10 protein-coding genes are annotated in these 12,384 nt (G+C 50.6%); 7 read left to right on the top strand and 3 right to left on the bottom strand.

Annotation, left to right across the window (positions count from 1 at the left end):
• The first annotated feature begins 8 nt into the window (after positions 1 to 8).
• A complete protein-coding gene (locus tag AC58QD_RS30390; protein ID WP_497338799.1) occupies positions 9 to 581 on the top strand; it encodes a type 2 periplasmic-binding domain-containing protein in 573 nt (190 codons plus the stop codon).
• A 47-nt stretch (positions 582 to 628) separates the two neighbouring features.
• On the opposite strand, the gene AC58QD_RS30385 is transcribed toward AC58QD_RS30390, so the two are convergent.
• The 3 genes from AC58QD_RS30385 to AC58QD_RS30375 all read right to left on the bottom strand — a co-directional run bounded on the left by AC58QD_RS30385 (position 629) and on the right by AC58QD_RS30375 (position 2,133).
• Complete coding sequence (locus tag AC58QD_RS30385) at positions 629 to 769, bottom strand: hypothetical protein (RefSeq protein WP_497338798.1); 141 nt, start codon at positions 767 to 769, stop codon at positions 629 to 631.
• Entirely contained in the window at positions 766 to 939 is a 174-nt protein-coding gene (locus AC58QD_RS30380) for a hypothetical protein (RefSeq protein ID WP_497338797.1), read from the bottom strand. The genes AC58QD_RS30385 and AC58QD_RS30380 overlap by 4 nt, the downstream gene beginning before the upstream one ends.
• A gap of 291 nt (positions 940 to 1,230) precedes the next feature.
• On the bottom strand, positions 1,231 to 2,133 hold the full coding sequence (locus AC58QD_RS30375) for a helix-turn-helix domain-containing protein (RefSeq protein ID WP_497338796.1): 903 nt from the start codon (positions 2,131 to 2,133) through the stop codon (positions 1,231 to 1,233).
• A 180-nt stretch (positions 2,134 to 2,313) separates the two neighbouring features.
• Between AC58QD_RS30375 and AC58QD_RS30370 the strand changes: the two genes are divergently transcribed.
• The 6 genes from AC58QD_RS30370 to AC58QD_RS30345 all read left to right on the top strand — a co-directional run bounded on the left by AC58QD_RS30370 (position 2,314) and on the right by AC58QD_RS30345 (position 12,370).
• Complete coding sequence (locus tag AC58QD_RS30370; protein ID WP_497338795.1) at positions 2,314 to 4,203, top strand: right-handed parallel beta-helix repeat-containing protein; 1,890 nt, start codon at positions 2,314 to 2,316, stop codon at positions 4,201 to 4,203.
• A gap of 1,408 nt (positions 4,204 to 5,611) precedes the next feature.
• Positions 5,612 to 6,454: a tyrosine-type recombinase/integrase gene (locus tag AC58QD_RS30365; RefSeq protein WP_497338794.1), complete on the top strand. Its 843-nt coding sequence runs from the start codon at positions 5,612 to 5,614 to the stop codon at positions 6,452 to 6,454.
• A gap of 425 nt (positions 6,455 to 6,879) precedes the next feature.
• The gene (locus AC58QD_RS30360) at positions 6,880 to 7,458 is read left to right on the top strand and encodes a restriction endonuclease (RefSeq protein WP_497338793.1); all 579 of its coding nucleotides are present in this window, start codon (positions 6,880 to 6,882) and stop codon (positions 7,456 to 7,458) included.
• Between the two features lie 1,361 nt (positions 7,459 to 8,819).
• Positions 8,820 to 10,028 (top strand): DegT/DnrJ/EryC1/StrS family aminotransferase, encoded by a 1,209-nt coding sequence (locus AC58QD_RS30355; protein ID WP_497338792.1) that lies wholly within the window; start codon positions 8,820 to 8,822, stop codon positions 10,026 to 10,028.
• 31 nt (positions 10,029 to 10,059) lie between these two features.
• Entirely contained in the window at positions 10,060 to 11,448 is a 1,389-nt protein-coding gene (locus tag AC58QD_RS30350) for a hypothetical protein (RefSeq protein ID WP_497338791.1), read from the top strand.
• Positions 11,426 to 12,370 carry an ABC transporter permease gene (locus AC58QD_RS30345; RefSeq protein WP_497338790.1) on the top strand — a complete coding sequence of 315 codons (945 nt, stop codon included), beginning with the start codon at positions 11,426 to 11,428 and terminating at the stop codon, positions 12,368 to 12,370. The genes AC58QD_RS30350 and AC58QD_RS30345 overlap by 23 nt, the downstream gene beginning before the upstream one ends.
• The last annotated feature ends 14 nt before the right edge of the window (positions 12,371 to 12,384 follow it).

Genomic DNA, 12,384 nt, shown 5'->3' with positions numbered 1-12,384 from the left:
TGTTCGCCATGGTCAAAAAGTTCAACGACATTCCCGGCAGCAAGGGCGGCACGGTCAACAATTTCCTCAAGGACCAAACGGCGGCGATGTCTCCCGGCTACGACGTGCGGATCGCCTCGCTGGAGGCGTTAAACAATACGCCGCAGCAGTTCAATTGGGACCTCGTCCAGTTTCCAAGCTACCCGGAATTGCCGAATGTGGCGGGTGCCTCATCCGGCCATTTCCTGATGGTTTCGGCTTTGAGCAAGCATAAGGAAGAAGCATTTCAGGCGATCGAGCTGCTGACCGGCGCGGAAACGCAAAAATTAATTACGAACAACGGCAGGTTCACCTCGCTGAACGACCAGGCGCTGAAAGAGCTGTACGGCAACAACATCAAATCGCTGCAGGGGAAAAGCACGAAAGGCGTATTCAAAAGCAAATTCGCTCCGCCGTATACGCCTTCGAAATACGACCCGCTGGTTCAGCCTTATTTGAATAGCGTGATGACCAAAGTGATCAACGACGAGACCGACATCAACAGCGCGCTTCGCGAAGCGGGAGAAGCGGCCAATCGGGATATCGCGGCCAAAAGCCAATAGGCAAAAACGCAAGACAGACCCGCTGCCGATTGGCGGGCCTGTCTGGTTCACTCTTGAACCATGCGTTGCGCCGGTCCGACGGCGGTCGCGCCCGATGCGGCAAACCGGTCGATGAGATCGAGCGGCAAATGGTCGGTCACCAGCCGGTCGTAGTGGGCGACTTGGATGACGCCCTGCGGATCGATCAAAAATTCGGCCGGGATGCGTTGAAGTTGGTGCCATCCTCACGGGTCAAGGCAAATCCTTCGGACGCCGCTTCGGCCATAACCGTTTCCGTATGCGCGTCGCGCATCGTCTCCTGCACTTTTCCTCGGACACTTCGTTCACCGTATGCGAACAGGGAAGAACTATGCTTCATTCGTCGTAACCCGCTATGCTGCAAACCAAAACGAATCCGCCCGCTTCATCGGAAAACGAAGTGCTGCGCGCTCATATTCTGGATGAACTCCCACACGTCCGCGACCGCATCCGGCTTCTGTCCGCCTGCGCGCCGGTCGGCTTCGGCAAAACGGCGCTACTGCATCAATGGGCTAGCTTCCGTTAAAAACAAAAAAGCCGCGATCTGCGGCTTTTTTTACTAATGCTGAGCCGGTCCAATTTCATACCTCCTTTGACTTCAGCTTGAAATACAGAGCGGCGGTCAAAAGGTTCAAACCAAGGGGGACGCGGTATGCTTGGGCCGGAAGCGGCTCGGCGGCATCCCGGTCCAACGGTGAAATTGCCGCGAGAAATGATGGACCGAGCTGAACCCGAGCCGTCTGGCGATTTCTTCGACCGTCACATCGGTCTGCAAGAGCAGCTCCTTGGCCTGCTTCAGCTTCAGCTCGCTTACGTATTGGCGGGGAGAAATGCCGTACACCTGGGTGAAAATTTTCGTGCACTGGTTGCGGCTCATATGGAGATCCCTGGAAATTTCGCTGATGCATGTATCGGAATAGACGGTTGCGGACAGTTTCTGCTCGATTTTATGGGCAATATTCGTTTGGAACAAAGAAAGGGACCGGACATCCGTTTCCTGCCCGCAGGCGGCCTGCTGCTCGTCCAGGCGTATTTCGGCGATTTCTCGGATCAGCAAAAGGCTGTGTGCCTGAAGCGCAAGTTTGCCGGTAAGCTGGCGGATTTTTTGATGCGCGTCGGCTGCGGCTGCTGCCTGCTCCTGATTGTCGCGAACGGCTTGTTCAATTTCGCGATAGCGTTCCGTCAGCCGGGTGCCGTCCGCTTTTTCTTTGGCAATGTGATGGAAGGGGGTGGAATTGAGCATTTTGCGCAAATCCGGATCATCGATGTCGAAATGCATATTGAAAAAAGAAAAGTTTGTCTCGGAATCGTTTTCAAAACGGTGCCGCACTCCCGCTTTCAGAAACAGCCAGTCGCCGGAGCCGAACGCCAGCTTCCGGTTGCCGATCCATACGTGGACGCGCCCGTCCCGACAGTACATCAGCTCGCACAAATGATGATGGTGCTCCCGGAACGTCCATCCCGGCGGTTTGACGCCGAATTGAAAGCCCAACATCTGGAACGTATAGATCATCCTTTCCCAAAACATTTCCATGGCCGATCACCTCCACCTAAAGTCCGAACCATCCGCACATTTGTCCTCAGTATATCACGCCTGCTCCGATGTGGGGCACAAATGGTTAACTTCTCGTTTTGTTTGTCCCTTATATTCCCGGCTCCGGAAAGCTATCATCGGAACTGTAAGCGATTACGAATCATTAGAGGAGGGAATGGAATGAACGATTTAACGATCAGCAGAAGAAAACTGTTGGCTTCGATTGGAGCAGCTGGAGCGGTATTGGCGGCAAGTGGAATAGTAAACGCGGGTGCGCCGGTTGGTTTTGGGAACGTGACGGAAAGCGTATACGGTAATGGCAAAGATGACAAGGGTGACGGCAAGTTTCACTGGAAAGACTTGGAGCCGATTGATTTTTGCGTCAAGGTTACGCTTGCAGAGCTTAGGGGCGGCGCCGATTCCCGTCCGGAGGACGCTTACTTTGTGGTTGATGCGGGCCAAGAAGGCATTTTCCTATACGACGAGACAGACGTCTCTAGTTCGGACAATACCGGTACGATAGTCGTGACTACCGGCGGCAAACGGTTCAAACGGGTGCACGACGCTGGAACGGTCAACGTAAAATGGTTCGGGGCGAAGGGCGACGGAGTGACCGATGATACGCAGGCGATCAACAACGCGATCGGCGGCGGGAACGTCACGGCCTACATTCCTCAAGGCGTCTACCTGATCGATGCGGACGCATCGGGCCTCGGGGATTTGTCCGCCGGCATCGAGGCGAAGGATAATACGACGATCGTTATAAGCCCGCAAGCGGTGTTGAAAGCAAAACCGACGTCCGCCGGACGGTATTATGTCATCAACATTTTCGGCAAGCAAAATGTAACCGTCGAGGGCGGCGGGAAAATTATCGGCGAGCGGGACGAGCATACAGGGACGACCGGCGAGCATGGGTTCGCCATCGGCATCGGCGGCTCCACGCACGTGCGGATTCGCAACCTGTACCTGGCAAATTGCTGGGGCGACGGGGCGGTCGTCGGGCAGGACAAAGTAAAAACGGGCAGCAGGGATGTCGCTTTCTTCAACGTACGCTGCGACAACAACCGCAGGCAGGGCGTCAGCGTGACATACTGCGAGGACGTGCTCTTCGACAGCTGCACGTTCGAGAATACGAGAGGCACGCTGCCCCAATGCGGGATGGACATCGAGCCCGACTCAGGGGGGATTTGCCGAAAAGTGACGATCGTGAACTGCCTGTTTCAAAACAACGCCAATTACGGCTTGAGCTTGAACGGGAGAGTCGGTACGGTCGAAAACATCGTCGTCGATTCGAACCGGTTTGTCGGCACGGAAATGGGCGCGTTTAACTCGGTTTGGAACGTCAATAACGTTACCTTTAAGAACAACGTCGTTGACGTTCAGTATTCGTTTCAGGGGGCCGTTTACATGTCGATTATAAAAAATCATTTGGTCGAAGGGAATTTGATACGCAACCCGAACGGGGTCGCCATGGACGTGAAAATGTCCTCGGGCGTGCAGGTGGCCAACAACCTGTTCACGAATGTGAAATCGACCAGCGTGCGCATGGCGACGGTTACCCATTGTCAGGTCTTTGGTAACTGCATTGACGAAAGCGGCAATACCGGCGGGACGGATATATCGCTCGCGACGGCGTCGAGTTTCAACAGCATTCAGGGCAACATCATTCGCAATCGGCTGAAAAATGCGGGCACTGCCACGGCGGGCGGCGTCAATTCGATCACGCTGGCGGCGACGGCGTCCGCGGTATCGGGCGAATATAACGGGATGCTGCTCTTTGTTGTCGCGGGGACGGGGATCGGGCAGAAACGAAATGTTGCCTCGTATAACGGCACCACGAAAGTCGCTGTCGTGACTACGGCCTGGACGACCGTTCCGGACGCGACCTCGAAGTATGAAGTCCGCTACGGGTCGGACAATGCGATCAAAGTAAACGCGGCCGTAGACAGCTACAATCGGATTCACGGGAACCAACTGATCTTCGGGACGAGGTTGCAAAGCTCGACCGGCATTGTCGATTCGGGGACCGGCACGGTCGTAAACGACAATACGTATTTCAATCCCGTTTAAGCTTTAGATACCGACTGTCGAGGCTTTGAAAACCTGAATCATTGGAAGGGGTTTGTTGGAGAATGGCTGACGGAGTTGGCATTCTCCAAGTTGGATGGTGTACAGAAACCTTAACTCTATCGATGAAGTGGAAAGCTGTATCATTCAAATAAAAGAAAAGTTTCACATCCCAGATCCATTGGCTGTCGAGTGAGGGTGTTGTCTCAACCCGCAATAGGTATGATATATTATCATCTTATTCACCAAATAAATTAGCAATGGAACATTCTTCTAACAGACAACAAAATGAGCACGTAAAGTCTGCACGTGGTGAAGAAGAGATGCATATGAAATTGATTTACGATGGCTGAAGACCCGTACATACTAAAAATAGCTACACATTTACTGTATATCGGAAGAAGGATATAATTTTCAGTTCGTCAAATTTCATTCAACGGGAACGATAGCTGAATAGTGCGCCTAGCAAAGCTAGGCATAACTTGTTGGTGGAAGTCCAACCGAGGTAGGGGCCAAGCCGCCTCGTAGCTAGCAGGCATCTGGTGGTGAGAGCCTAAGGATGGAGCCCTGTGAAAAGCTCACATTGGAGTGAAGCAAAACTACAGGCCGTAACATAAAGTGAATCCTGCCGCATCGTCATATCGAACCCGAAAGGGACAAGAGGGAGCCGAGCCACGTATTGAATGGCGAAGGCCATGGAACGCGAGAAGAACTTGGAAGAGCATCGCGGAAGAACCCTCCGGTGTATGGGGATCGGCATGCAGTGACAGTTATGTCTGGAACTAGGGAGACCCTACCTCGCACGACAACGTCGTAAAGCGCGAGCCTATAAGCCCAAAAGGGTGAAATGGTGAGCGGCGGGAAGGGAGTTGGAGAGGGTGGTAGTACCAGCGAACCCAGGACAACATAACCTGGGGGAGGAAAGCACCCTTACTTTGTTCACGGGTATCGACGGAGGTAAGAGTGAGTGAATGCAGTGAATCTGCTAACTACACCCAAGTAAAAGTTCGAGAACTCCAAAGAACCCACTACCTTGTGGCGAAGACACAAGGTGAAGAACATCGGAAAGCCGTATGCGGGAAAACCGCTCGTACGGTTTGATGAGGGGGGACTGGGAAACCAGCCCTCTACTCTACAACAAAAGGAACGAGGCTGCCGGAATGGATTGGCAGCCTCGTTGAAGTAACGGAGTACGATAGCTCAATCAAAGTGTGTGAGGCAGCCGAGGAATGATCGGCTGCCTTTTCCACGTTAAAAACTGAGGGACGGCGAACGACAGTTCAAGAAATATTGCTGTCTTGTTATGTTGCCTTATTCTAAAAAGTAATTGAAACCTATTCCGACTACAAAGATTAAAACCTTCCAAATCTAGTAACACTAGATTCTAGAACAAATTGGGAGGTTCTTTATTATGAATATAACTGAGTTATGGAAGCTATACGAGATGGATAAACGCGTATTAGGATTTAGTCCGCACACTCTGAATGCTTACTCACTTCAGTTAAAGATGTTGACTCGTGACATCGGTAATCTCGAAATCGAGGATGTTTCATTAAACATGCTTAAAGACTGCCTAGCCAAGCAGTCGGAACGGCTGAAACCAAGCAGTTTAGGACATCGGATCCGTTTCTATCGATCCCTTTTTCGTTTTGCGTTTGAAGAAGGGCATTTGTCACGAAATCCTGCCTTAAAGCTAAGGGAACCAAAGACTGAAAAACGCATTCCGAAATTTCTGATTGAGGAGGATATAATTCATCTTAAAATTACCTGTCATACTCCCCGTGAGCACGCTATTCTGGAGTTTTTGTACTGTTCGGGATGCCGTGTTGGCGAAGTTCAGAAATTAAATATTGAAGACGTCAACTGGGAAAACAACTCGGCTATTGTAAACGGGAAAGGTTCGAAACAGAGAGAGGTCTATTTTACGACCGAATGCAAAGTATGGTTAAAAAGATATCTGGACAGCCGCAAGGATTCCTGCAAAGCCCTGTTTGTCACTGAGTCTAATCCTATCCGCCGTATGGCGATTCCGACGATACGGTACTCTTTGAAAATATTGGCAGCCCGTAGCGAAGTGGCCGTTAGTGTGTATCCTCATCGCTTTCGCCACACATATGCCTGCTTATTATTAGATAATGGTGCACCTTTGGAGTTTATCCAAGGCATGCTCGGTCACGAGAAAGCATCCACCACTCAGATATATGCTCAATTGCGGGGAGAACGGCGAAGAGAATTGTATCGAAGATATTTCTAAAGTTTTTTGCAGGCACTTCACTTATAAAACAGTATTCTAAAAATTAACGAATTTTTTGATTATTCGAGGTATCTTCCAATCTGGAAGCATAAGTTTGCCACAGTATTTTGGAAGTGTAATCTAGCCTTATTTCTAACAGACACGCATCCGACTAGGCGAATGGCTATTCCAACGATCCGGTGGGTCTTAAAGCGGTTTGCATCTCGAGGAGAGCTCGAATCAAATGTATATCCGCATCACTGTCGATTACCTATGCTTACCAACTCCTCGGATCGTCGTTACTCACACTGTCTTATCCATGGAGTACAAAGTTATTACAGGTGTGAAGTCATTAACTGTGCACCTAAAAATGTTTATATATTTGAAATTTAGACTAGAATGAGTTTGTAGATGTAATTTATTGTAGTGGGAATGGTGAACTGGTTATGTCATATGTAATTGTTGTTTTAATAGTTGCTGGTCTAATGGGTTACTACCTCTATAAATCAAAGCAAGAACTTCAACTTGTTAAATCCTCAGTAATCGATCTTATATCGACAAATGCGGAAATGAAAAAGACGCTTCTTGTTAGTTTATACAATCGTTACAAGAAAAGTGAAGATCCCGATAAGGAAAATCCTTTAGATTTCGAGCAGTTTGTTGCTCAGGTCTTATCTGATATCAATATCAGCCAAACATCAGTAACAGTTGGGTCCGGGGACTATGGAGTTGATATTGAAGAATCACCAGTGGATGGGTTATACCTTGGGCAGGTAAAGTGCTATGCAGACTATCAAAAAATCGGATTTGAACCGATTGCAATAATTCATTCTCAAATGTTAAAACAAAATGCTAAAGGTGGATACATTGTTACGACAAGTAGCTTTACTTCTAATGCAAGAAAATACGCTGAGGGTCTAAATATAAATCTGATCGAAGGGCCTGAATTAATTGATTTGTGGGTAAAAAGCTTAGAGAGAAAGAAAGGTTCTACAAGCGTCATTTTGAGACCTTCAGTTTCGTGAGCAAAGAGTCAGGAACGTGAGCGTTTCAATAACGCTATCGCAAAAATAACCAGCAAGATTCACCAGTATTGAGTAACCGCCGAATATATGGCGTTTTTTTTTTGCTTTTAAATCGATAATTAAACCGAACGAAAACTAACGGAACTTTCTTAACTTGTTGAAGAAAAGGTGAAGTAACCAGGAGATGACCGTCGTTTTACATTCAGGCTACCAATAAAGATGAGCTAGTATCCCAGCATCTGAGCCAATACAACAAACAAGCCGATCCGTTTAGGTCTAAGGCGGAAAATGAATATTTATTCAGTTGTTGTATATTGCATAGGACACTTTGCAAAAGCACTGCAATTTATTATGAAACGAGGGTACTGTTTTGCTCCTCATCCTTCTTTTCTTCCAACAAATTATGAAACAACAAACGTGTAACCGCGCGGTTTAGCGGGTTTCGCTTTATAATTTTCGGTGAAACATCACAGCTTTTGGCGTAATGAAGCTGGGGAAGGCAGCGGCGATCACCACGATTGGTATCGGCTTGGTAGATCTTGTCGATGGCCCAGACGGAATGGATACGTCAGGTACAGCTTAAAAGCAAATCTTAATAACCAGAGAATGCAGTTGAGCAAATTAGGCATCATTCCTGGTATTTCTGTCCCGCTATGTCGATATGTTGATAAGCGAACAAACGGTTTCCGCATAATGAGAAGAAGCCCCCTTTTATGGGGTTTCTATTATTAACATACATGATCTTTAGATTCTTAACAGAGCTAAAGAGTAGGGGGTATCCTTTCTAATTTGACTTTCATACGTGTAAACTGATAAAGACTTGGAGCGGATCGATCAGGATAAGCGCATCGCACCAATCAAGCAAGGCGACGAGATGGGAACATTAACGGTTACGTATAACGGAAATCAGAGCGTTAGCGCACTAACCTTTTGAGACACAAATCTCAATTGGAAGGTGTGTTTTTTGTTATGTTGATGAAATTTGCGATGAAGGATTTTATTGCCTACAAGACATATAAGAACCTTTCGATACCTTGTTGGTTATAGTTCCATCCTGCTCGCATACCCGTTTGTGCAAAAAAAAATCGTCAGAGGCATGCTGCTCGGCTCTCTCAAGTAAGCCCCCTCCCCCTTGAGGGTTGAATGCAGTCTGGACAGCGCCGCGTATACGCCTATTCGCGCGGCATACCGCTTGCGACGTCGTGAGAATCAAAATCCGGCCTTCGTTCTAGAGGGAATGAAGGCCGGATTTGTTGATTAAAAAAAATCGCAAGAAATGTCAGGTATTGAACAATTAATGGCATAAGCCCAATGCTCCTATCCATTACGATAAGTTTGACCAAGTCAAAAGGAGGGGTTAAATGGATAAACTGGCGATTAATGGAGGAAAGCCGGTGCGGACGGAAGGGTTTCCCGCTTGGCCGATTTATGGGGCATTGGAAGAACAGGCGGTAGTCGATGTCGTTCGCTCTGGAAAATGGGGCGGCAGCGGCAAGGTTAAGGAGGGATTCCAAGACAACATGGTGGAGCTGGAGCGGAAGTTCGCAGAACTGCACGACACCGGCTTTGCGGTCTGCGTTGCGAACGGCACGGTGGCCATTACGGTAGCGCTGCAAGCAGCCGGGATCAATTCCGGCGACGAAGTGATCGTCCCTCCGTATACGTTCATTGCCACTGCGTCGGCGCCTTTGTTGTATGGAGTCATTCCGGTATTTGCCGATATCGACGAGAATACGATGATGCTCGATCCGGATCAGGTCGAGAAGCGGATTACTCCGCGGACGAAAGGCATTATTGCCGCTCACATCGCGGGCGCTCCTGCCGACATGACGCGATTGAAGGAAATCGCGGCGAAGCACAAGCTGGCGTTGATCGAGGACGCAGCCCAGGCTGTCGGGGCGCAGTGGGAAGGAAAGGGGGTCGGATCGATAGGCGATGTCGGCACGTTCAGCCTGCAGCAGTCCAAAAATATTAACGCAGGCGAAGGCGGTGTGATCGTAACGAAACATAATGAATTGTGGAGAGACGCTTGGTCGATTATTAACGTAGGGCGCACCCCGGATGGAGCCTGGTATTATCATGAGCGCATCGGGCAGAACTACCGATTGACAGAGTTTCAGGCGGCGATTGCCCTGGCCCAAATGACGCGGCTTGAAACACAAATGCAGATCAGGGAGACGAATGCGCGGCTGCTGAATGAACTGCTGGCCGATATCGACGGGATTCGCGTCCTGCCGCGCGACCCGCGGGTTACCCGGCATGCGCACCACGGGTATATCTTTCACGTGAAACCCGAGGCCATAAGCCGGCTCGACAAACCGGAATTTATCAGACGGGTTCAGGCTGAAGGCATACCGGTGTCGGGTGGGTATGTTCCGCTCAACCGCAATGAGGCGATCATTCGCTCGGTTCGGCAATGGACAGGGGAAGACAGAATCGATGATTGCCCGGTTTGTGAGCGGCTGAGCGAGCAAGAAGCGCTGTGGCTGGCACCGAGTGCGATGCTTGGCGACGAAAAAGCGATGCACGATATTGCCACAGCGTTGCAAAAAGTCATCGAAGCCGGCTGAAGCAGCCGAAAAAAAGGGGGGGGGTACGACTATGCTGCAGGCAGGCACGGCGAAAGTGAATATTACGCCCGACTATCCTGTCCCTCTGGCGGGATACGGGTTCAGAGCCGGCCAAGGACCTTTCTCGGACATCGCTTCGCCCATATTTGCCAGAATCATTTGTTTCCGGCATCTATCAGACAACGCGCCGGAAAGCGCGGATGCGTCTACCGCGCTCATCGTCAGCGCCGACTTGCTCTGGTGGGGAAGCGATCGCGTGGAGCGGTTGAAGCAGCGAATCAGGGCGATCTGGCCGGGCGATCATCTCATTCTGCATGCGACCCATTCGCACTCGGGGCCGCAAACGACGGAGCTGTTCTCCTGCGTGCTGGGAGAAGCGGATTGCGGCTACTTGGACGCTCTGGAGGACAAGTTGCTGGAGGGCGTCAGGGAGGCGGCGGGCAACATTGAACCGGTCGTCATGGAACGAGGGTACGGGGCATGCGACATTGCGAAAAACCGCCGTAAGATTCCCGGAGCCGAGCCGGATACTTGGGTTGAATCGCCGGATCCCGTCGATCGGGAATTGACCGTCCTGCGGTATACGGCGGCGGATGGCCGTGTGAAAGCAATTGTTGCCCATTATACGTGCCATCCTGTAACGAACAGGACCAACCTTCTGTCCGCCGAGTTCCCCGGAACCGCCGCACAGTTGTTGGAGCAGGAGCTTGGGCATGGGGCGGTATGCTTGTATTTGCAAGGGACATGCGGAGATGTAAACCCGACGAGCGACGGCCACAATTGGTGCTTCGGAGGCGAGGAGCAGGTTCGGATGCTCGGCGGCAAGTTCGCACAAGCCATACGCCAGGTGCTGCAAGCGCCCATGGAACCGTTGGCGGACGCTCCGCTATCCGGGAAGTCGCAACGGATCTCGCTGCCTCTGCAGCATGTGCCCGAGTTGTCCGAGCTCAAAGGCCTTGTTTCCGATTCCGACATTGCGGGAGAATGGAGCCGCAAGCTGCTCCAGTTTCCCGAACGGCTGCGTCCCGACATGATCATGGAAGCGACGCTGCTGTTCCTCGCCCAAGATTTCGCTATTCTCGCCATGAATGGCGAGATTGTCAGCGCTTACGGGTTGTTTATTAAGCATGCAACCAATAAGGCCGTGTTGCCGCTCGGCTACAGCGACGGGATGATCGGTTACGTGCCGACGGCTCTTCAATTGGACGAAGGCGGGTACGAGCCTCATTCGTCCACGCGGTATTTTATGCTGCCGGCTCCTTTTGCCCATGAGACCGAACAGATTCTCAAGAATAGCCTGTACGCACTTCTGAAGGATCATGGACTGATTAGGGGAGACGAGAGCCGAGCCGATGAAGGGACGCTCGATGCTTCAAGAAGCCGGGAGGTGCCGACAAGTGCAAGACATAGTGGCGGTTAAGAAAGGTACAGTTCCAAAGAAAAGAAGCAGGATGCGGCCCAGGTCGCTCCTGTCCCTCTACCTCTTGTTCGCGCCGACAGCCATTTTGCTGTTCATCTTCAACTATATTCCGATGTACGGCATCATCATTTCTTTCCAGGATTATTCGGTGTACAAGGGCATTTTGCATAGCGACTGGGTGGGATTCAAGCACTACGAATATTTCCTGAAGGACGACAAGTTCTGGTCCATCATGAAGAACACGCTGATCATCAATTTCTACGATATTGTGTTCGGGTTCACGGCGCCTATCGTCTTTGCCCTCCTTGCGAACGAACTGTACCAGAAAGTGTTCAAGCGCGTGACGCAAACGATCTCTTACTTGCCGCACTTTTTATCGTGGATCGTCGTGGCGGGAATTTTCAAGCAAGTGCTGTCGCCGACGACGGGGATTGTCAACATTTTGATTGGATGGTTCGGCTTCGAACCCCATTATTTCATGACCGATCCCAGCATATTCCGGGGGATTCTCGTGATTGCGGATATTTGGAAAAACGTAGGTTGGTCGGCCATTCTATATTTTGCGGTGATTGCCAGCATTGACAGTTCCCTCTATGAAGCGGCCTGGATCGATGGCGCCAATCGCTGGAAACAGACCGTTTATATTACGATTCCGCATATGATGCCGATGATCGTCCTGCTGTTCTTGCTCAAGATCGCCCACCTGTTCGGAATCGGCTTCGAACGCGTGTTCCTGATGCAAAACCCGACCGTCTACGACGTTTCGGACGTCATCAGCACGTATGTGTACCGTACCGGGATCGAGTCTTCGCAGTACAGCTTCACGACCGCCATCAGCTTTACCCAAAGCGTTCTCGGCTTCATCCTGCTCGTGACCTCGAACTGGGTGTCGAAACGTTGGGTGGGGCTGGGCATGTACTAATGACCTTAGATCAA

The sequence above is a fragment of the Paenibacillus sp. J2R1T-4 genome (assembly GCF_059692235.1).
This window is presented reverse-complemented; position numbering and strand designations above follow the sequence as displayed.